Genomic DNA, 20,430 nt, shown 5'->3' on the forward strand with positions numbered 1-20,430 from the left:
ATCCAGGGCAGCTGCCAAGCCGACACAAACGGCCAGCGCAGTTGCTCACGCTGGCCGCGTCCCGGGCTTACAACTAATCCGAAGCTTGGCGTACCTCAATCCTGCCGGCGGGCCAATACGCCGTCCTCGCACTACTGAGACATCATTTCTCGGCAGTGCTGCATCATCTGTGAGTGGTCCATCTGGCCCATGCCACTGGAATTCGCGGCACCACCGTGGGCCATGCCGCCGCCCTGCATCGTACCGGACCCGTCCCCCTGCATCATGGCGCGGCAGTGCTGCATCATCTGAGTATGATCCATCTGGCCCATGCGCGAGTGGTCCATCTGCCCCATGCCGGAGGTGCCCATGGTCCCGCTCTGGCCGGTCGGTGAAGCCGTCCGCGGCGCCTGGGCTGTTCCGCTGGAGCAGGCGGCCAGGCCCACCGCAAGGGCGGCGAAAGCGCTGGTCCGTAGTGTGTAATTGATCATCATCGTCTCTCTCCCTGACACTGTTAAAAAAACCAGCAGGAGCCGCCATCCGTCGGGACAGCTTTCGCGGATGTTCGGTTCCCATCCAAAAAGGAGCAGCCTGGGAGCGCGCAGCGTCACCCTAGCTCCCTTGTCACTACGCCTTTACGCCGCGTCGCGGACGTCGTATCCGGCGTCCTCGATGGCTTGTCGAACCGCACGCTCGTCGGCGCTGCCCTCGATAGTCACCTCGCCGGCCTTCAGATCCACAAGAGCGCGTTCGACCGCGGGCACGGCCTCGACGGCCTTGGTGACGGTCTGGGCGCAATGACCGCAGGTCATTCCCGCGACTTTTAGCTTTAGCATGATGGTCTCCTCCGTGAATAATGGCTACTACTCTGTTCACGTACTCGTGTTTTATGATCAGACGGATCGGGGACCGGGAATTCGGCTCCAGATAAGTGCACTTGCCGATGGTCGGTGGCGTTGCGACGCTTCGTTTCTGCACGCGAGGGCCTCTAGTGACGTGGGCTTCGGGCCACAGTCTGGCGGGCACTCCCACAGCCAACTTGCACCCTCCGGCTTTCTTCACGGTGATTCCACCGGCGGCTCGGACGTGCAGTCCAGATAGCCGCGATACCCAACTTTGAGGTTCGGCTCAATTTCGAAAATCATGTTCGCCTCCTGGCGTTGAACGCCGTCACCATTATCGGCGCTTGTTCCGGGATCAGGCAAAACAGTCATTCGGATTGGATCGGCAACCAGAGAGAAATTCCCACCCTGCCCGCTGCCATTGCCGTCATCGATCGGTTCTGGTTCCAGGGCGACCAAGCTCCCGTTCAACTTGACGACCCCGCCACCCGCACCTCCATCAGGGTCCATGTTCACTGACAGAACCGGCCCACCCGAAGTTGTGTATCGGAACTGGCAGTAGAGTCCCGACCCGACCGCTTTGCGAATTTGCGCGTCGTTCATCGTGGCGGGATTGACTTTAGGGATATGTGCCCCCGAAAGCGCTTCCTCCGCGGGCACGAGCCTCGCGATCTCGGGTGCTTGCACGGCCTCCAAGTCATCATCCGGTGCGTCATTCTGATCGCATCCCGCGAGCAGCCCGGGGATGAGTATAAGAAGAAAAGGCACCTGCCCGATCCGGGGAAAGAACTCGCCCATCAGTCCCGCGCCTCCAGGTCGGCGGCGAGGTACTTCATCTCCGCGATCTCACGCTCCTGCGCCTCGATGATCTCGTCCGCGAGCTCACGAACCCGTGGATCGGTAATCTGCGCACGCTCGCTCGTCAGGATCGCGATCGAATGGTGTGGGATCATCGCCCGCATGTACTCGACATCATCCACCGTCGCCTGACTGCGCACGATCCAGAGCGCAAAGGCGAACACCATAATTGCCCCCCCGAATATGGCGAGGTTGACCGCCCGCTTCCTGTACATGCCCAGCATATAGCCGAGCATGATGACGGACATAGTCGCCCCCATGACGAGGGCCATCCAGGCGCGGGTCTCGCTCCAGAAGATGTGCTCGAAGGAATAGGTGTTCAGGTACATCAGACCGTACATGACGACGGTCGAGGTCGCGATCATTGCGGCGAAGCGCCAGTACGACATCTGCATGAGGCTCGTTCTCCGTGGTTAGCGCGCCCTAAAGTCAGTTCGAATGGCCGCCGCTGGATGCCGCGCCGCCCAGCGCCGCGTACTCTTCGGGCGTCATGGCCGGCAGCTCCTTGACGAAAGCGGCGATGCTCCAGAGCGCCCGGTCGTCATGGGTCGGCCCGAACGCTGGCATTCCGGACATCTTCACTCCATGCTTGACGAGCCAGAATATCTCCTCCGGTTCCCACTCGGCAGCCGCCTCGGCGAGATGAGGCGGCCTCGGCCGCATGCCGTTTGCCCAAGTGGACCGCTCGACGCCCGGTCCGGCGTGGCAATGCTGGCACATCGACTTGTAGGAACCTGCACCGGCTCCGATCATTTCCGGGGTAAGGCTTTCGGGTGCGCCAACGTCCGCAGCGCGACTCTTGACGGAGTTGTGGAGGGTGGTGTCGAACGCCCACCGCGTAAAGGAGGTGTGTTCCTCCGTCGCGGCGACGTTGAACGCCCCCGAGTAGATGAAGAATAAGCCGGCGACGCCAAGCAACGCTAGAACGCCCAGGGCACCGGCAGTAACGGAAAGGCCTACGGTTTTCTTCCGGTTATCCATCTCCATCTCTTTCCGGCATAATTTCTCAATGCCTTTTCCACGCTCACTCTCCGGTTTGTTGCACATGGGCATCTCCGCCCCGTAGCTAGTGGCGTCCGCAAAACACGCAGGTCATCTCACAGAAAGTTATTTGCAACTTGCCGGGTGACTGGGCTACACCCTGGTTATGTTTTTCCGGGTGTCCGATTGAGTTCGACCTCGCGGGCGGCTGTGCCCCGATCAGCGGGCGCCCCCTTCATGTCTTCGCTTACCCTCTGAACTTCGGCAGCGCTGTTTCGCTCGGGGCGACGCGGTTCCTGTGGGCTGGTTTGCCGCTCGAGATCTTCGTCGGTGCCTTGCCTGGCGTTGCTCTCTTTGCTTTCCATAAGATCCTCCTCGTTATCCTCCGGGATGGGGTTAAAGCCGAGACGACGAGATGAATCCGAAGAGGGACGCCAGTCCTGCCTGCTTCGGCCCGCGCTCGCCGAGCGCCTTGCCCATTTGCTCGCGGCTGACAAGTACCTGGATGCCTGCGGAGATGATGTAGCCGAAGGTGAGTACTCAGAGCGCCTGCCACAGCATGCCGGTACCGGTGTACAAGGCTCTCCAAACATGAACCATACTCCCTAGTCCGTTCAATCTGCCGGTGCGGCACCCTCGAAATAGTGACGACCTTGCCGATCAAGGCCTCGTCCGCCGCGCGGCGATCAGTCCGGGCGCGGTCTTCTTTCGGATGAGCGACCCCGCGGAGAACGGATCCACGAGGTCGCCCAAGTCGATCAGGCGGCCATGCTCTGAAGCGCGGCCTGACAAGCCTGCTCACAGCGTCGGCACGACTCCGCGCAGATCCGGCAATGCTCGTGCATCGACGCATGGCTGTCGCATTCTGCGCCGCACATACGGCAAGCGGCCGCGCAGGCCTGCAGCGTTAAACGGATCAGTTCTTCATTGGACCCTGTACGGCGTGTCGCGATCGATCCAGTGGCAGCACAGATATCTGCACAATCAAGGTTGAGCCGAATGCACTGGCGAAGCTCCTTGACCATGTCTTCAGCGAGGCAGGCATCTGCGCACGCGGTGCAGGTTTGGGCACAGGAGTAACATTCCTCAATGCAGCGAATCAGGGCATCATTGATATTACCCTTTACTTCCGGGTGCGTTCCGATCATCTCGCGAGCTAACATATCACGTTCTCCCAATGTTTGGCGCAAAGGTTTGATCCAGCAGCGTGCTTCCTCTTTCCAACCGTAATAGAGGATGTAGATTAGTCCAGGATCCGAAATAGAGAATGCTTTCGGTAAGGACGTAACCTCACGCAGATTGCTCCAGCAAGAGGATCTGAGTGCCTGGCCATGTTCATGTCGGTTTCCTCGTCCGGTTGGTGCCCTTCCAACATTCCACATCGCCCAGCCGTTTCGCGCATCAGGTCACTTGTAACACTTCGTAACAAGCCAAAACTTTCTGAAACACAATCGCCTGCATCTGAGTCACTGCCGGGGTGTTAGATCCCATTTTATGATCGGACAAACCCACACCACATGGTAGGAAGATGCCCCTTAACCTACAACATTTTGCATTCTCGGGTATTTATCACACGGGTTCTTATTGGACTGTCTTGGTGGTCGCAGCGTACGAGAATATAGAGAATTATAGCCGTATTTTGTATAGTCTACAGAAATTCACGGTTTTGCGTCTGGATGGCTTCCATTCTTCCTTGCTGTCCTCGGTGCAGCAGGCGCCGCCTGATCCGGTTCGGCTTCATCGCCGGCAAGCAGAGGTAGCGCTGTAAACGGTGCCGCTACCAGTTCACTCGACCTGAAGTCCATCGCACGCCGGAACCGACGCGATGCGCGGCCGTCAGTCTGTACGGCTACAGTCTGTCGTTCAACGCCGTGGCCGACCTGCTCGGCACGACGACGCAGTCGATGCTGCGCTGGGTTGTGCCGCTATGTCGATCAGTACTGCGCCAAGCCGCCGCCGAGCGACGCGGTGGTGATCGAACTCGATGAAATGTGGCGCTTCGTGCAGCGCAAGGACAACAAAGTCTGGATCTGGAAAGCCTATGACCACGTGACCGGATGGCTGGTTGACCGGGAGTGCAGTGGCCGAGACGAGCGGACCTTCCGGCGGCTGTTCGACCGCTTCGCGCGCTGGAAGGTGGCTGTTCTGCTCCGACCGCTATGTCGTCTACCCGCTGGTGCTCGCGGTCGGCAGCCATTATCAGGGCACGGGCGAGACCGTTACCCTGGAGGGCAACAATGGCCAGCAGCGGCATTGGACCCCGATCCTGCGGCGGCGCTCTATCGTCATTTCCAAGTCCCTCGCCATGCCTCTCGCGCATCCAATGGATGCGCTGTCGGCCTGACAGCGGCGGCTTGCCACCGCGAACGGGATCGAGCGTCGGGTCGCCCTGTTTGCCCGTCTGCACGTCAACAAGCAGGCTGCTCCTGAAATGTACAGGCTGCCGATCCACACCGGCAGGTCTTTTGCAATCAGCTAAAATGCAGCACTAGCCCGTGAAACCCTCGCCCCGCACTTCGATTCGCCAACTTGGCTACGAAGGCGAGGCTCCTCCGAAACTCAGGAGTTGGACGCTGAAGAGTCCCTCGCCGTCTGTCCAGCACTCGACGCTGCGCCACCCCGCAGCCTCAGCCAAGCGGCGGAACCCTGCCACGGTGTACTTGTAGGAAACTTCGGTGTGGATCGTCTCGCCGGCCTCGAAGCAGAATGGCACGCCCGCCACCTGCGCCGTCTGTGCCCAGAGGCTCTCCAAATGCATCTCAACTCGCCCGAGTCGCTCGTCATAGAAGGCCCGGTGGATGAAGCCGCCGAGGTCGAACGTGCCGTCCAGTTCACGGTTGATCCGCTCAAGGAGGTTCAGGTTGAAGGCTGCGGTGACGCCGCGCGAATCGTTGTAGGCGGTGATCTGCCGTCGATGAAGTTGGACACCGGATTGTCCATATGGAAGAAGCGATGGAAGATCCGAAGAACACACCCAAGCTGCCGACGGACTCTGGTGAGAAAGCCGGGCCGAAGGTCATTCAGCGCTGGAGCGCCGCCCGCAAACGCGAGGTGGTCCTCCGTCTGCTGCGCGGTGAATCGCTCGACCTGATTTCCCGGGAGATCGGCATCGAGACTTATCGGCTGGAGCGTTGGCGCGACAAGGCGCTGACGGCGATGGATGCCGGCCTGAAGGAGCGCGCCGACGACGATCCCGTCCAGGCTGGTCTCGACGCCGCCCACAAGCGGGTCGGCGAGCTGAGCATGGAAGTCGAGTTGCTGCGCGCCAAGATCGGGCGCCTGGAGGCTGGAACCCCTTTTCCCCGGGCGAGGTCGCGAAGATGAGCGCGGCGATCTCGCCTTCAACCCAGCGGCCCTACGGCGTGCAGCGGGTCTGCCGCATCTGGGCCCTGCCGCGCTCGACCTTCTACCAGGCGCGTCGCCCGGCCAACGCCGCTCCTGCCAGGCCACGCGGCCCCAGGCCGCCGGTCGATGACGCCAGCCTGCTCGCCGCCATCCGGGCCGACCTCGCCGCCTCGCCGTTCTCCGGCGAGGGCCACCGCAAGGTCTGGGCGCGCCTGCACTACGGCCTGGGCCTGCCGGTCGGTCGCAACCGCGTGCTGCGCCTGATGCGCGACAATCAGCTGCTCTCGCCGTTCCGGCGGCCGCCGCGCCCGGCCAACGACCATGACGGCACCATCCTGACCGAGGCCCCGGACGTCCTGTGGGGCACCGACGCTACCCTGGTGCAGACATCCCAAGAGGGCCGGGTCTGGGTATTCGCCGCCATCGACCACTTCAACTCCGAGGTCGTCGGGCATCATGTCTCGACCGATGGCTCGCGCTTCGCGGCACTCGAGCCAATCAGCCAGGCGGTGACATCCCGGTTCGGCGGGATCGCGGCCGATGCCGCCCGCGGCGTGGCGCTGCGCTTGGACAACGGGCCGCAGTACACGTCCCACCACTTCTCCCAGCAGATCGGCCACTGGGGCATGGCGCTGAGCTACGCCTTTGCGCACCAGCCGCAAGGCAACGGCGTCATCGAGCGGTTCTTCCGGACCCTCAAGGAACAGGCGATCTGGGGCCGGAGCTTCCGCACCGCCGCCGAAGTCAGGGCGGCGGTCAGCGATTTCGTGGCCCGCTACAACGCCGCTTGGCGACTGGAGCGGCTGGGCTACCTCAGCCCGCGCGACTACCGGAACCGCCACCGCCAGCCGGAAAGCCTTGCCGCATGATCCATCCCGATGTTCGATCGAGGGCTGACCATCCCGCCGTCCCGACCTGCCACCCGGCAGGCCGCCGCGCGCAGGCCCGGTCAAGCAGGGCCATCGGCCCCCGCCACAGCGGCTTGTGCTTGACCGGGCCGAGCACGGTGGCATCCTTCCTTCAGGTCGGAAGCCCACAACCCCGACCAACCACCCCGTAACCCTTCGCCGGTGTCCAATCTATTGGTGGCGGTACAGGTGCAGCGTTGGAAGCCGAAGACTTCTCCATCATGCATCCTCGGCCAGCCGCAGACCGGCAAACATCCAGCGCTGGTGCGGATAGAAGAAGTTCCGGTAGGTGGCGCGCACATGCTCATCCGGTGTTACGCAACATCCTCCGCGTAGGACATATTGATTCGCCATAAACTTGCCGTTGTACTCGCCCACGGCACCCTTTGCTGGGCGGAAACCGGGATAGGAAGAGTAAGCGCTCGCCGTCCATTCCCAGACATCACCGAACATTTGAACGGGCTGCATTTCGGTGGTGAGTTTCGCCTGAACGGAACGCAGCAGACCACTTCCCAGCATGTTACCCCGCACCGGCAATCCGCGTGCGGCATTCTCCCATTCGAACTCGGTGGGCAGTCGTTTGCCAGCCCAGCGGGCAAAAGCGTCGGCCTCGTAGTAGCTGACGTGACAGACCGGAGTCTCGTCGTCGATCGGGATCTCGCCCATGAGCGTGAATTGAACCCAGCCACCGTCGCGCCGCCGCCAGTAACCTGGCGCCTCCCACTGCTGAGCATTTACGGTCGCCCAGCCGTCTGCAAGCCACAGTGTCGGCGTCCGGTAGCCCCCATCCTCAATAAAAGCCTGCCAGTCACCATTGGTTACCGGCCGCGAGAACACCCGGTGTGAGTGCAGCAGCGTCTCGTGAAAGGGACCCTCATTGTCGAAGGCGAAGCCCTGCCCCTCATGACCGATGCCGACAATTCCACCGTTGAAGCCAATCCAGCACCCCTCCTCCTTGGTCGTGGCTGGCGCGGGGCGGAATGAACGGTAGGCCGGGGCTGTCGGATTACAGGAGAAGAGGTGTAACAGATCCATGAGAATCAGCTCCTGGTGCTGCTCCTCATGGACAAGGCCGAGAGTGATGAGTGGTGTCAGCTTTTCGTCCGCTCCCTCCAGGAGGACGTGCATGGCGGTATCTACATGCCGGCGGTAGGCGAAGACTTCGGCACTGCCTGGCCGGGTCAGCAATCCTCGGGCGGGCCTCGGGTGACGCGCGCCGACTGTGTCATAATAGGAGTTGAAAAGGTAACTAAAGGATGAGTTGAAAGGCTGGTAGGACGGCAAGTGGGGCATGAGCAGGAAGGTTTCAAAAAACCAGGTTGTGTGCGCCAGATGCCACTTGACTGGACTCGTATCCGGCATCGACTGGACGACCTGGTCCTCCGGTGATAGTCCACGCGTGAGATCGATCGTGGCATCGCGGATGCGGATATAGCGCTCAAGTGACGTTGCCGCTTCGCACTGGGCTGCGATCCCCACCGTGTCCATCATTCTGTTAATCCTCCACCCGGGAAATCTGCAAAAGCTGCCTCAGCCACGATCCTTCCATCAGAGGCGAGCCATCACACGATGGTGCGTCATCAAAGTCGGGCGATGACTCCTATCCACCTCTTTCGAGGAGGCGCATTCGACGGAGCAGGGTGTCTGACGAGATATGCAGCTATCAAGTTGTATAGAGTTTTGCGCGGTTATTCGCGCAGATCCAGCGGCAACCAAAGCGGCTCTGGAGTTGCAGCAGCATGTTCATGACGGCTTCCTGAGGTTCGTGTCTTCCAAACACGCATCATCGTTCAGCCGTTTCGCGAGAGAGCTCACTTGTAACACTTCGTAACAGGCTGAAATTCTTTGCAGCAAAAGCGGCTGCATCAGAGCGCTCATCCAGGTGTTATCCAGATGTCATGGAAACCACAGCCCACATCCTCATTGTCGACGACCATCAGGAAATCCGGGATCTGCTCGGCCGCTTCCTGGAGCGACATGGATTTCGATCGACCGTCTGTCGGGATGGAGCCGAGATGCGGCGCGCACTCGAGGCCACCCGTTTCGACCTCATCGTACTTGATCTGATGCTACCCGGTGACGACGGGCTCAAGCTCTGCCGCGAACTTCGATCGCCCGAGGCCGGGAACCCCGACATCCCCGTCATCATGCTAACGGCGATGGGCGAGGAAACTGACCGGATTGTCGGCCTGGAAGTGGGAGCCGACGACTACCTCCCGAAGCCATTCAACCCCCGAGAACTCCTCGCCCGCATCAGGGCTGTTCTACGCCGCACGGCCGGCCCTCATTCCGGTATCGTCAAGGCACCACATGAGTACCGGTTTTCCGGATGGGTTCTGGACCTCGTCCGGCGGGAGCTGACATCCCCACCCGGAGCCCTGGTCGCCCTCACGGGCGCCGAGTACGACCTTCTTCTCGCTTTTCTGGAGCGACCAGGCCAGGTGCTGAGCCGCGACCAGCTGCTGGAACTCGCGCGAAACCGCATCCACGGCTACGGCAGGAGCGTCGATGTCCAGGTCAGCCGTCTCAGGCATAAGATGGGTGACGACACATCCCTCAGCCCGCTCATCAAAACCATACGGGGATCCGGCTATGTCCTCACCGCGGATGTCGAGCGGGCATGATGGCGAGGATGGTGGCGGCTCTGCGATCGCTGGTGCCGGACACTATCGTCGGCCGTGCCGTGGCAATCCTGCTGGTAGCACTGGCTCTGTCGCACCTGCTCAGCATGGGCTGGTACCAATCCTACCTGTCCTATCAGGCCGACCTGGTCGATGAACGGGTTGCGGCCGAGCGGATTGCGGCGGTCAAACAGGCCGTCACGGCCCTGCCGCCCGAGGAGCGCGAGAGTGCCGCGCATTCCCTGTCCGGCCGCGGCCTCACCGCCCATTGGGGCGCCATTCCGTTGGTCGAGGAGGCGTCCGCCCGTGACGATCGACTCGATATGCTGGTGCGCCGCCTTCAGCAGTTGGTTCCCGAGATCGACGGCAACGGCCTTCGTGTCGCCTACGCGGCGAAGGGATACGGCGCCGACCATGTCCTGCTGGTATCGACAAGGCTGCCCGACGGAAGCTGGATCAACGCCCGGGCGACGGCACTGAGCGCCCTAGACAGGCAGGATCGGCACTTCATCGTTCCGACCACGCTGATGTCGCTCGCCATCCTGGCCGTCTCCATCTATCTGGTGCGCGTCTGCACCGCCGAGTTCAGGAGCATTGCCCGCGCGGCGCGACGACTCGGGGTTGATGTGACGGCGCCACCCCTGCCGGTCCATGGGCCGGAAGAGGTGCGGGAGGCTGCTACGGCGTTCAACGAAATGCAGGGCAGAATCCGCACCCTGGTAACGGATCGGACACAAATGCTTGCCGCCATCTCACACGATCTTCGCTCTCCCATCACGACCATCCGGCTGCGCGCGGAGTTCATCGAGGAGGGCGAAGAGCGTGACCGCATCCTGGCCCAACTGGACCAGATGGAGGCTATGGTATCCGCCACGCTGTCCTTCCTCAGGGACGACGGAGGACGGGAGGAGACCAAGGTGGTCGATGTCAGCGCGCTGCTGGCGACCATCTGTGACGACCTGTCCGATGCGGGCCGTCCGGCATGCTTTCGGGGTCCCAGCGGGGCGACGATGAGATGCCGTCCGATTGGCCTGAAACGTGCTTTGGCGAACCTGATCGAGAACGCGGTCAAGTATGGCGCCTCCGCCACCGTGATTCTGGAGACTTCGCCGGGCCGTCTGGAGATCTCGATCGACGACGAGGGCCCAGGCATCCCCGACACCGAACTGGAGGCGGTGTTCAATCCATTCTACCGTCTTGAGGAGTCCCGCAATAGGGAGACGGGTGGTTTCGGTCTCGGCTTGACGGTGGCCCGGTCGGTCATCAGGGGGCACGGTGGCGATCTGGTCCTGGAGAACCGCCCGTCCGGCGGACTGCGCGCCTTGATTACGCTCCCATGGGTGTCCTGACCCTTCCGGAGGCAGGTCCTCGAGCGCAGCATGCAAACTAAACTGCTCCCTTGATCATGATCAAGGTGGTTTTTCCGGACCCTCCCCATGTTGCCGATGCCGGCCCGTCCTATCAGCCTGACAGAGCAGTTGGTGTCTGCTCAATGGCATCATTACGAAGCGGGGATGAAAATATGGCCATGCGGCGCAGGTCGGAAGTTACGCTCAAGACAGTGGTGATCAGCCTACTGGCACTGGTGACGTTGCTCGTCTACGCTGTCCCGAGTTACGCCGGCTTACTGCCCGACGACTGTTGGATTGCGCTCAACGAGCAGGTAGTAGTCACGACAACCACCGGAACCGTTGATAGCCGTGACTATAGGCTTCTGCGCCTGACCGGGCGGGAAAAAGCCGTGCGATCATTCACAGATCATCCCTGTGCTAGTTGAAGAAGCAGGCGATCTGGGGCCAGATCTTCTGCACCGCCGCAGAAGTCAAAGCGGCTTTCTGCGATTTCGTCGCCCGCTACAACGCTGACTCGCGAATGGAGCAACTGGACTATCTCATCCCGCTCGACTACCGGAACCGCCATCTCCGGCCGGAAAGCCTTGCCGCGTGATCCATCCCAATGCCCGATCGAGGGCCGAACATCCCGCCGTCCCGCCCTGCCGAGCGGCAGGCCACCGCGCGCAGGGCCAGTCAAGCAGGGCTGAAGAAGCATTGGCACCGTGAGCCATGCTCGACAGCGACTTGCGCCTGACCAGACCGAGCACGGCGGCATCCTTCCTTCAGGTCGGAAGTCCACAACCCGGACCAAATACCCTGTAACCTTTCTCCGATGTCCAATCTGTTGGTGGCGGTACAACTTGTCTACCCTCATCTCGGCATCCGCCCTAACTTCAAGCAGCGACCTTAACCGAAAACCCGGCATTCTCAATGGCCTGCCGCACGGCCTGCTCATCCGGATTGCCCTCGACAATTATCTCGCCGGCCTTTAGGTCCACCAAGGCCCGCTCTACAGAAGGGATCGCTTCAACAGCTCTCGTAACGGACTTGGCGCATCCACCGCAAGCCATTCCATCAACTCTCAGCTTCAGCATGATACTCTCCTTGTTACTATGATCCGCCAAATACAAAGCTTCCAGTAGCTGGAAGGTCAAGGCTATTTCGGAATCCGCTGAGGCTTTTTCGTGATTACACCGCCCTTGATGCTCCAGGGCTGGCGTTGGTGAACGGAAGCAAAGGAACCAAGCCGCGGTGGCGTAGAGAGCAGGCTTGACGAAAGTAGAAGGTTGATTGCGAACCGGCCTAATTCCTGGGTCTAGGCTTGGCTTTCTGGTCAGCATCGCCAGACTGCACTACCGTAATGCGGTGCACTTTTGGATAATACCCGTTCCCCGGAGCAAGGAGGTGGAGCGGTCCCGGAACAGGTAAGCCCTTCTCCGGGAGCGTTCCACATCCCTGTTAGCGGTCGGGGACATTGAGCGGGGCATCCAACTTATCCTGCGGATAGGTCGACCATTGAGTCGGCCCAGGGGGCGTGACGGCCTTGATTTCCCCGCTCCGCATCTGGCTGAGTTCAGTCTCGATCTTCCGGGCTTCCTCCATGGTCCGGGTGGTACCCTCTGGCTGGTGGTCGAGTTCGCCGCGTGTCTCGACGACGTGCCTATGCGGATCGTCGACGTAAGTCCACTGCTCGCCCGGCTGCCACGGCCCCTGGCCCTCGTTCCATGGCCCGCGGGCGTCAGCTCCGTTGGACATGTTGAAGTAAGTATGCGTATGCTTCGGATTGCCCTGGCGGACGCCTGGTGGGAAATTGGGCTGGATCGTCTCCAAGGCGGCGTTGAACACTGGAAGTGGGCAATCTCCCGCGTCATCAAGAAACTGAGGGTTTCCTTGACGTAGGCATCGTCGGTGAACTTCATCAGATACTCGTAGACGATTTTGGCTCGGCTTTCCGCGGCCATGTCCGAGCGCAAGTCGACCGTGAGATCACCGTTGGCGTTCACATAGGCGGCTGTCCAGGGAATACCCTGGCTGTTTGTCAATTCAGGGCCACCACCAGTCAGCGCCCCAAATTGCGGGTTCATGAGCGCCTCGTGTATAAGTTCCTCCTTGGCAGCCTTGCCATCCATCATTTTCATGATCGGATTTTCATCAGCGATGTCCTTGATCTCGCCGTGCACGCCACTCAGTAGCATCGTGATTGTGGCGCCGACGATCTCGAGGTGGCTCAACTCCTCGGTCGCGACATCCATTAACAGGTCGTATTTGTCCGGATAGGGACGGCGGGCCGCGAATGCCTGCACGAAATACTGCATCGCGGCTTTAAGTTCTCCGTTGCCACCGCCGAACTGCTCCAGAAGAAGAGCGGCAAACCTCGGGTCCGGCTCCGATACTCGGGCGTTGAACTGCAACTCCTTAGCATGTCGGAACATGGTGCATTCCTTTCCAGCTCTATGATGGCCTCATCTGCCGATGGGGCCGGAAGGCGGTCCGCGGCTTACCATTTGGTTGAAGGCTCGGACTCTCCAACCCGGGTGACCTGGACCAACTTGACGGGAAACAGCGTCACGTACAAATGGCCCTACGGAGAAGCGCCTCCGCAGGGTCAGTGCTGATCAAGTGGCCATGCTCTGAAGTCCGGTCTTATGTATCAGCCGCCACCAGAGCAGGATGGAATACGAAGTATTGTGCCCTATCGTCGCGGCTTTCGGATAAGTCACTGACAAAAAAGAACATATAGCGAACATAGTGCTTCCGCAGCGGCATGATCGCTGTAGACTCTGGGGATCGCCGAAGCCGGAGATTGCCCATGTCGCAGCACTTTCTCCTGAGCGCCGCCGCCCGGACCGTCAGCCTGAAGCAGATCCTGCGGATGGAGGAGGATGAGGCCTGGACGCTGTTCTGCACGATCCGCTGGCCGGAGACCGAGGGGGCGCCGGTGTGCCCGCACTGCGGCTGTCCGACCTGCTGGTCCTGTCCGCGGCCCAATGGGGCGCCGCGGTTCCGCTGCTCGGCCTGCCGGCGCGACTTCAGCCCGACGTCGGGCACCCTGTTCGCCTTCCACAAGCTGGAGATCCGCGATTACCTGGCGGCGGTCGTGATCTTCTGCGACGAGGTCAAGGGCAAGGCAGCACTCGCGCTGTCGCGCGACCTCGACGTCCAATACAAGACAGCCTTCGTGCTGGCCCACAAGATCCGCGAAGCGATGGCCTCGGAGGTCAAGGACCTGCGGCTTGGTGGCGCCGGGCGGCACGTCGAGATCGACGGCTGCTACGTCGGCGGCCACGTCCTGTAGCGCGACAATCTGGATGAGAAGCGAGCGACAATCTGGATGAGAAACAGCGGTCGCAGTGGAAGCATGATTGCCGCTGTTTACAGGAAGAGCAAGAGCGTGGTTGAGGTTTTGGCCTGATTGACGCGGCGCGACAATCAAGAGGTGGATTTGGGCGTCGCGTGGGCGGCGGGGCGACCCCGGCCCCGTTTTTGCTCGAGGGCGGTTCGCCGGCGATAGCTTTCGACGTTCATCTCGAGGATCGTCGAGTGATGAACAAGGCGGTCGATGGCGGCGAGCGTCATGGCGGGATCGGGGAAGATCCTGTTCCAGTCGCCGAAGGGCTGATTGGCGGTGATGAGCATGGATCGGCGTTCGTAGCGGGCGCTGATCAGTTCGAACAGGACCGAGGTTTCGGCCTGATCCTTGCTGATGTAGGCGATGTCGTCGAGGATCAGGAGATGGTACTTGTCGAGCTTGTCGATTGCCGCCGCGAGCGCCAGATCGCGGCGCGCGATCTGAAGCTTCTGGACGAGGTCGGTGGTCCGGGTGAACAGGACGCGCCAGCCGTTTTCGACCAGGGCGAGGCCGAGAGCGGCGGACAGATGACTCTTCCCGGTACCAGGCGGCCCAAAAAGAATCAGATTGGCTCCTTTTTCAAGCCAGCTGTCGCCGGCCGCGAGCGCCATGACCTGAGCCTTGCCGACCATGGGCACGGTGTCAAAGTCGAAGCTCTCCAGGGTCTTGCCGACCGGCAGCCGCGCGTCGACGAGGTGCCGCTCGATGCGGCGCCGGTCGCGCTCGGCGATCTCATGTTCGCTCAGGGCCGCCAGGAAGCGGGCCGCCGGCCAGCCTTCCTTGTCGGCCTGGTCGGCGAACCGGGACCACAGGAGCTTGATCGCCGGCAGGCGGAGTTCGGTCAGCATCAGCTCCAGGCGGGCGGCATCGACGGGATCGGTAGTCTTCATGCGGCATCTCCAACGAGTTGGACGGTGCCCAGTTCGTCATAATCGGACAGTGGCGTCAGCGCGACGGTGACGTCCGGAACGCGGGCGGGATCGGGTGCGAAGCGGGCTTCCAGGGTCCTGAGATCGGGCAGCCGGCCGGCCGCGAGATCCTGGTCGAGCGCCTGGGCGAGGCCGGCCTCGCAGCCCCGCTCGTGGGCCAGCGCCAACAGGCCGACCATGATCTGGCAGGCCTTGCGGTCGGGCTGTGCGGCGAGCAGCGCGTCAAAGGCGCCGGCATAGGCGGCGCGTGGGAAGAGCTGGTCGCGGTAGACGAGGTTGAGCAGCGCCATGGGCTTGCGCTTCAGGGCATGGATGACGTGGCGATAGTCCACCACATGACCGTGCTTGCCGCTGGGATGGGAGCGCCCGCGCGGAACGGTCATCACAGGGGTCGCGCCGAGGAAGCACTCGAGCCGGTCGTCGTACAGCCGGACCCGCAGGCGGTGACCGATCAGCCGCGAGGGCACCGTGTAGAACACCTTGCGCAGGGTGAAGCCGCCGCTCGAGGTCACCGTGACGAGGGCGTCCTCGAAGTCGCCGGTCCGGCGCTCCGGCAGGGCCTTGAGGGCGGCGCGCTCCAGGTCGATCCGCTTGCCCTGGCGCGCGTTGCGGCGGCCGACGAGTTCATCGATAAAGCGCCGGTAGCCCGGCAGGTCGGTGAAATCGCGGCTGCCGCGCAGCAGCAGGGCGTCCTCCAGGGCCTTCTTCAGATGGCCGTGCGGACTTTCAATGGCGCCGTTCTCGTGGGCGACGCCGGTGTTGTTGCGCGTCGGGGTCATGCCGTAGTGGACGCATAGGGCATCGTAGCGTCGGGTCAGGTCTTCGCGGGCGTCGCGGTCGAGGTTGCGGAAGGCGGCCGACAGGCTGTCGCTGCGATGCTCGGCTGGAACCCCGCCGAGCGCCCACAGGGCGTTCTGCAAGCCCTCGGCCAGAGCCACGAAGCTCTCCCCGCCCAGCACGACATGGACATGCTCCCAGCCGGAGAACGCCAGACGGAAATGATAGAGCCTGTGTTCGAAGGGCGTGCCGGCGATGTGGACGCCCAGTTCCACCACGTCGGTGAAATCGGACAGGCCCTGCAAGCCCGGGGGATGCTCCTGACGAAAGATCACCTCCCTCTCCGGCCCATGGACCGCCCGCCAGGAGCGTATCCGGCGTTCGAGCGTGCGTCGGATGGCCGGCCCCAGCTCGGGATGCCGGCGCAGGATCTCCTCCAGCACACCGACCGGGCGCAGAGCCGGGGCCGCGCGGAGCATTGGCAGGATCTCGCCGTCCCAGACGGCGGCGAGCGGATCGGGGCGACGACGCCCGCGGGGCTGCTTGGTCCGTGACGGGAGTTGAGGATCGGTCTCGATCCGGTAGGCCGTGGCCGTGCTGAAACCGGCCTTGGCTCCCGCTACGGCCGGATCGTTAGTTTGGCGAAACTTCATGTACAACCTCATCTGGCGATCGGTGACGTGTCGGCCGGGCAACGGCGGGCTCCTCAGCGGCGTGAAGAGACCCATCATTGCTCAGACCATCGCGACCGCCAGACGGCGTGATCCGATCAAGGATCACACCGTCGCCAGCGCCGTGCCTCCGATCGGGCTACGCCCTCACTCCGGCACGGCGCTGGCGACACTTTCTCATCCAGATTGACGCTCCGTTCTCACCTTGATTGTCGCGGGATAACGTCCGGCCCGCGAACCGCAAGGACGATCGCATAGACCGGCGTCTGGCGGAGAACCGGAGCGGCCGGCGCCAGGTCGTCGTGGTGATCCGGGAACGCGCGCTGTCCGGCACCAGCCTGGGCGCCACCTTGCCCGCCGTGTTCGCCAGCGAGGATGCCGCCGCCAGCTTCATCAAGGCCAGGGTCGATCGCGCCTCGACGGTGCACGCCGACGAGTCTTCGGCCTGGAACGCCCTGCATGCCCGGTTCGACACCCGGCGGATCAACCACTCGGTCGAGTACGCCAACGACGAGGCCTGCACCAACCAGGCGGAGGCTTATTTCGCAAGACTTCGCCGGGGCGAGATGGGGCATCACCATCGCATCTCCGGCGTCTATCTGGTTCGCTACGCGCGGGAGGCTTCCTGGAAGGAAGATCACCGGCGCGACCGCAACGGCCTGCAAGTGCGCACCGTCCTCGTGCTGGTCACCCGCACCGGTCCGTCTGTCGATTTCTGCGGCTATTGGCAACGCAGCCGCCCCGCCGCCTGATCACTCGCGCACCTGCCAGCTGACCAGGACACCGTCCTGGATCCGCTCCACCAGATCGGCGGCCTGCCGGTTCAGGGCATTGCTGACCAGCTTGCGCAGCAGCTCCGCCGTTCGGCCGTCCTGGGGATCGAGCCCCCGGCGCTCCATGATCTGCACGGTGATCTCGCGAACTGACAACGCCGCCGGCGCCGTTCGCAACACCTCGAGGAGCAACCGGGCCAGTTCGCCCGGCTTGAACCAGCTGTTGGGCCGGCGCACCGCCCTTGGAGGGATCGTTGCCGGCTCGAACTCGGGCGCGAACAGCCGCAAGACCGCGTCAACATGCAACAAATCGGCCCGGTGCTGGCCGATCCGCTTTTCCAGATCGGCGATGCTGCCGGACAACTCGGCCCGCTTGTCCTTCAAAGCGGCAACGACATGCGGTTCGGCCATAACCCGTATCCTCTTGAAAAGATGGGGTTATGCTCCTCATGTCGGGGGTACTTTGCAAGCCGCTCTTGGTGGCGGCAGCTACATAAGACCGCTGAAGTCCGACTTGGCAAGCCTGCGCACAGCGTCGGCACGGTTCCGCGCACATTCTGCAATGCTCGTGCATCGACGCATGGCTGTCGCATTCCGTACCGCTCAGGCGACAAGCGACCGGAGCTATAGCGGAATTTGGGTGACGGTCCGATCAGGCGGCGTCCTGTGAGGCGGGATCGGAGACCTCGATGCCGTCACGGAATGTGATGCCCTGAATGACCTTGGGCAACTGGTTTTCGCCCTGAAGGCGGCGCCAGGTTTTCGCGGCGGCGGTGATCAGCTTGAAGACCATCAGCCTGGCGGTTTGCTGCGAGAGCGCGCCTTTGGTCCGGAATGTCCGGTGCCGTACGGTCGCGAACACGCTTTCTATGGGATTCGTGGTCCGCACGTGATCCCAGTGTTCGGCGGGGAAGCCGTAGAAGGCGAGCAGAGCCTCGCGGTCCCGGGTCAGGCACTCGACCGCCTTGGCGTACTTGGCCGCATACTTCTTCTCGAAGGTGACCAGGGCGGCTTCCGCCGTCTTGCGGTCCGGAGCCATCCAGATCTCCCGCAGGTCCCGCTTCACCGCGGGCTGGACGGACCGGGGCACCTTGTTCAGGACATTGACCGATTTGTGTTGCCAGCAGCGCTGATGCCGGGTCGCGGGGAAGACCTCCTCCAACGCCTTCCAGAACCCGAGCGCGCCGTCGGCGATTGCCAGTTCGGGGGCGACCGCCAAGCCGCGGGCCTGGATGTCGACCAGCAGCTCGCGCCAACTCTGCGCGCTCTCGCGCACGCCGACCTGGAAACCGACCAGCTCCTTCCGGCCCTCCGGGGTGGCGCCGATGATCACCAGCATGCACTCGGCCGCCGGTTCCATGCGGGCCTGGAGGTAGACGCCGTCGGCCCAGACATAGACGTACCGGCGGGCCGACAGGTCGCGCCCCTGCCAGCGCGCGTAGTCGGCCGCCCAGTCCTCCTTCAGCCGGACGAGGACGGCGGGTGACAGGTTCGGCGCCTCCTTGCCGAGCAGCGCGGCCAGGGCTTCCTGGAAGTCGCCGGTGGAAATGCCGCGAAGATAGAGGATGGGAAGCAGAGCATCCAGGCTGCGTGTCCGGCGTGCCCAGCGCGGCAGCAGTGTCGAGGTGAAATCGATGCGCTCGCCGCCATTCTCGGCACCGCGGTCGCGGACCTTGGCCCGGCGGACCTCGACCGGGCCGATGCCGGTCTGGATCACGCGCTCCGGGCCGTGACCATGCCGGACAAGCCGGTCACGGCCATCCGGCAGTTTGAGGTCCTTCCGCTCGGCCAGGAAAGCCGCCACCTCCGCCTCGATCGCCTGCTCCAGCAGCCGACGGGCTCCGGTTCGCAAAACGGCGGTCAACGGGTCGTCGATCTCGTCAGGCTGACGCAGCGGGACAACTTTGCTATCTTCGGTCATGGCGTATCGCTCCCTCGTGGAGGTTCTGGCAGGTTTGGTCACCCACCTCGATACGCCGCCTTCCTCAGACCGTCATCACCCAGTTTCCGCCATAGCTCAAGCGACCGCGCAGGCCCTCAGTGTGAAGCGGATCAGTTCTTCGTTCGATCCGGTGCATCGTGTCGCGACTGATCCAGTGGCCACACAGATGTCCGCGCATTCGAGATTGAGCCGAATGCACTGACGGAGTTCCTTGACCATGTCCTCGGCCAAGCAGGCGTCCGCATACGAGATGCAGGTCTGAGCGCAGGAGTAACACTCCTCGATAGAGCGAATCAGGGCGTCACTGACGTTGCCCTTCACGTCGGGATGTATATCAATTATCTCGCGGGCCATTATGCTACATTCCCCCAGTGTTTGTTATGATGGCTGATCTCAGCATAGTGCTTTGTCTTGCTACCTTCTTAGAGGCGCAGTTTCATAAATAAAGCAACTCGTAATCCGAAATAAAACGAGATCACAACGAGTGCATGATCTCATCCGACTTGCCCTAACTAAGGACATCCAGCCTCCTCGGCGAAACCTCTGGAAGGGACAGAATCGGGCAGCACGTTTGACTACTCTGGACTGGGTGAGAACACTATTTCATAGACAGCCGAGGGAGGCATGTACATCAGGCAACATTGGCGCGACAGAGGACGCCGCTTCGAGTCATGCCCATTATCTGATGAGGTTCCAGCGTGCCTGCAGCACATTTCCCGGACCGAGATTTCTCAAGCAAGCACCATGTCAATCAGGCACTTCTGGATGCACTGCTACATGTTCGCGACGGCCTCCTTTGCGAGGTTGATGCCCTTTAAACACTCCATATCACTAGCCGTCTCGCGAACGAACTCATTTGTAACACTTCGTAACAAGCTGAAGTTCTTTGAAACTAAAGCGGATATCATAAGCAGTACCGGCGTCTTTGATCGCTGTGATGCTGGAGCGGTCTTTGCGGGACGGCGGTGCCATATGTAACGGGTCTAGTGACTGTCGATAATGGCCGCAGGCACAGCCCTCCGCCCGTCGGGCGCCGACCTTCACTCATCCCGGAGGGGCATCCAGGCAAGAGCGCCGCAACTAAGGGCAGACGCGAAAATAAGTTATGCAGTTTGTGGAAA

At 62.2% G+C, this 20,430-nt stretch carries 25 protein-coding genes; 10 read left to right on the forward strand and 15 right to left on the reverse strand.

Features of this window, described 5'->3' with window-relative positions; translation table 11 throughout:
• Positions 1-131: 131 nt before the first annotated feature.
• The 7 genes from JL100_RS00815 to JL100_RS00845 all read right to left on the reverse strand — a co-directional run bounded on the left by JL100_RS00815 (position 132) and on the right by JL100_RS00845 (position 3,823).
• Complete coding sequence (locus JL100_RS00815; RefSeq protein WP_202685326.1) at positions 132-473, reverse strand: hypothetical protein; 342 nt, start codon at positions 471-473, stop codon at positions 132-134.
• Positions 474-614: 141 nt separating this feature from the next.
• Positions 615-815: a heavy-metal-associated domain-containing protein gene (locus tag JL100_RS00820; RefSeq protein WP_202685325.1), complete on the reverse strand. Its 201-nt coding sequence runs from the start codon at positions 813-815 to the stop codon at positions 615-617.
• Positions 816-1,037: 222 nt separating this feature from the next.
• Positions 1,038-1,619, reverse strand: coding sequence for a DUF6692 family protein (locus tag JL100_RS00825; protein WP_202685324.1), 582 nt, complete (start codon positions 1,617-1,619; stop codon positions 1,038-1,040).
• Positions 1,619-2,074 (reverse strand): DUF305 domain-containing protein, encoded by a 456-nt coding sequence (locus JL100_RS00830; RefSeq protein WP_228420997.1) that lies wholly within the window; start codon positions 2,072-2,074, stop codon positions 1,619-1,621. The genes JL100_RS00825 and JL100_RS00830 overlap by 1 nt, the downstream gene beginning before the upstream one ends.
• Before the next feature lie 34 nt (positions 2,075-2,108).
• Positions 2,109-2,726, reverse strand: coding sequence for a c-type cytochrome (locus tag JL100_RS00835; RefSeq protein ID WP_202685323.1), 618 nt, complete (start codon positions 2,724-2,726; stop codon positions 2,109-2,111).
• Between the two features lie 98 nt (positions 2,727-2,824).
• Entirely contained in the window at positions 2,825-3,025 is a 201-nt protein-coding gene (locus JL100_RS00840; RefSeq protein ID WP_202685322.1) for a hypothetical protein, read from the reverse strand.
• A gap of 393 nt (positions 3,026-3,418) precedes the next feature.
• Complete coding sequence (locus JL100_RS00845; protein WP_202685321.1) at positions 3,419-3,823, reverse strand: four-helix bundle copper-binding protein; 405 nt, start codon at positions 3,821-3,823, stop codon at positions 3,419-3,421.
• An 826-nt stretch (positions 3,824-4,649) separates the two neighbouring features.
• On the opposite strand from JL100_RS00845, the gene JL100_RS36760 reads away from it, so the two are divergent.
• Complete coding sequence (locus tag JL100_RS36760; RefSeq protein WP_407697037.1) at positions 4,650-5,090, forward strand: hypothetical protein; 441 nt, start codon at positions 4,650-4,652, stop codon at positions 5,088-5,090.
• A 103-nt stretch (positions 5,091-5,193) separates the two neighbouring features.
• Here JL100_RS36760 and JL100_RS00855 read toward each other — a convergent pair whose 3' ends face one another.
• Positions 5,194-5,634, reverse strand: a complete 441-nt coding sequence (locus JL100_RS00855; protein ID WP_228420999.1) for an L-histidine N(alpha)-methyltransferase — start codon at positions 5,632-5,634, stop codon at positions 5,194-5,196.
• Here JL100_RS00855 and JL100_RS00860 point away from each other — a divergent pair.
• Positions 5,601-5,984, forward strand: a complete 384-nt coding sequence (locus JL100_RS00860; protein ID WP_202685830.1) for a hypothetical protein — start codon at positions 5,601-5,603, stop codon at positions 5,982-5,984. The genes JL100_RS00855 and JL100_RS00860 overlap by 34 nt on opposite strands.
• The gene (locus tag JL100_RS00865) at positions 5,981-6,874 is read left to right on the forward strand and encodes an IS3 family transposase (protein ID WP_202685831.1); all 894 of its coding nucleotides are present in this window, start codon (positions 5,981-5,983) and stop codon (positions 6,872-6,874) included. Before JL100_RS00860 ends, JL100_RS00865 begins: the two co-directional genes overlap by 4 nt.
• Before the next feature lie 258 nt (positions 6,875-7,132).
• Here JL100_RS00865 and egtB read toward each other — a convergent pair whose 3' ends face one another.
• On the reverse strand, positions 7,133-8,404 hold the full coding sequence (gene egtB, locus JL100_RS00870; RefSeq protein WP_228421000.1) for an ergothioneine biosynthesis protein EgtB: 1,272 nt from the start codon (positions 8,402-8,404) through the stop codon (positions 7,133-7,135).
• Positions 8,405-8,811: 407 nt separating this feature from the next.
• On the opposite strand from egtB, the gene JL100_RS00875 reads away from it, so the two are divergent.
• Genes JL100_RS00875 through JL100_RS00890 form a run of 4 tightly spaced genes read left to right on the forward strand, consistent with a single transcriptional unit; the run spans position 8,812 to position 11,481 of the window.
• Positions 8,812-9,537, forward strand: a complete 726-nt coding sequence (locus tag JL100_RS00875; protein ID WP_202685724.1) for a response regulator — start codon at positions 8,812-8,814, stop codon at positions 9,535-9,537.
• A complete protein-coding gene (locus JL100_RS00880; protein WP_202685723.1) occupies positions 9,534-10,883 on the forward strand; it encodes an ATP-binding protein in 1,350 nt (449 codons plus the stop codon). The genes JL100_RS00875 and JL100_RS00880 overlap by 4 nt, the downstream gene beginning before the upstream one ends.
• A gap of 50 nt (positions 10,884-10,933) precedes the next feature.
• Positions 10,934-11,311 carry a hypothetical protein gene (locus JL100_RS00885; RefSeq protein ID WP_202685722.1) on the forward strand — a complete coding sequence of 126 codons (378 nt, stop codon included), beginning with the start codon at positions 10,934-10,936 and terminating at the stop codon, positions 11,309-11,311.
• On the forward strand, positions 11,308-11,481 hold the full coding sequence (locus tag JL100_RS00890) for an IS3 family transposase (protein WP_202685721.1): 174 nt from the start codon (positions 11,308-11,310) through the stop codon (positions 11,479-11,481). The genes JL100_RS00885 and JL100_RS00890 overlap by 4 nt, the downstream gene beginning before the upstream one ends.
• Before the next feature lie 280 nt (positions 11,482-11,761).
• Here the strand turns inward: JL100_RS00890 and JL100_RS00895 are convergent, their stop codons facing one another.
• Positions 11,762-11,962: a heavy-metal-associated domain-containing protein gene (locus tag JL100_RS00895; protein WP_202685720.1), complete on the reverse strand. Its 201-nt coding sequence runs from the start codon at positions 11,960-11,962 to the stop codon at positions 11,762-11,764.
• 258 nt (positions 11,963-12,220) lie between these two features.
• Complete coding sequence (locus JL100_RS00900) at positions 12,221-13,300, reverse strand: manganese catalase family protein (protein ID WP_228421001.1); 1,080 nt, start codon at positions 13,298-13,300, stop codon at positions 12,221-12,223.
• Positions 13,301-13,677: 377 nt separating this feature from the next.
• On the opposite strand from JL100_RS00900, the gene JL100_RS00905 reads away from it, so the two are divergent.
• Positions 13,678-14,163 (forward strand): transposase, encoded by a 486-nt coding sequence (locus JL100_RS00905; protein WP_228421002.1) that lies wholly within the window; start codon positions 13,678-13,680, stop codon positions 14,161-14,163.
• A 134-nt stretch (positions 14,164-14,297) separates the two neighbouring features.
• Here JL100_RS00905 and istB read toward each other — a convergent pair whose 3' ends face one another.
• On the reverse strand, positions 14,298-15,107 hold the full coding sequence (gene istB, locus JL100_RS00910; RefSeq protein ID WP_202685795.1) for an IS21-like element helper ATPase IstB: 810 nt from the start codon (positions 15,105-15,107) through the stop codon (positions 14,298-14,300).
• Entirely contained in the window at positions 15,104-16,618 is a 1,515-nt protein-coding gene (gene istA, locus JL100_RS00915) for an IS21 family transposase (protein WP_456115307.1), read from the reverse strand. The genes istB and istA overlap by 4 nt, the downstream gene beginning before the upstream one ends.
• Here istA and JL100_RS00920 point away from each other — a divergent pair.
• Both JL100_RS00920 and JL100_RS00925 read left to right on the forward strand, forming a co-directional pair.
• Positions 16,575-16,784, forward strand: coding sequence for a hypothetical protein (locus JL100_RS00920; RefSeq protein WP_202685793.1), 210 nt, complete (start codon positions 16,575-16,577; stop codon positions 16,782-16,784). The genes istA and JL100_RS00920 overlap by 44 nt on opposite strands.
• A gap of 19 nt (positions 16,785-16,803) precedes the next feature.
• On the forward strand, positions 16,804-17,346 hold the full coding sequence (locus tag JL100_RS00925) for a transposase (RefSeq protein ID WP_228421003.1): 543 nt from the start codon (positions 16,804-16,806) through the stop codon (positions 17,344-17,346).
• Here the strand turns inward: JL100_RS00925 and JL100_RS00930 are convergent, their stop codons facing one another.
• Entirely contained in the window at positions 17,347-17,778 is a 432-nt protein-coding gene (locus tag JL100_RS00930) for a hypothetical protein (RefSeq protein ID WP_228421004.1), read from the reverse strand.
• 241 nt (positions 17,779-18,019) lie between these two features.
• Positions 18,020-19,288 (reverse strand): IS256 family transposase, encoded by a 1,269-nt coding sequence (locus JL100_RS00935; protein WP_202685464.1) that lies wholly within the window; start codon positions 19,286-19,288, stop codon positions 18,020-18,022.
• Between the last annotated feature and the right edge of the window lie 1,142 nt (positions 19,289-20,430).

The organism is Skermanella mucosa (genome assembly GCF_016765655.2).
Taxonomy (GTDB): domain Bacteria; phylum Pseudomonadota; class Alphaproteobacteria; order Azospirillales; family Azospirillaceae; genus Skermanella; species Skermanella mucosa.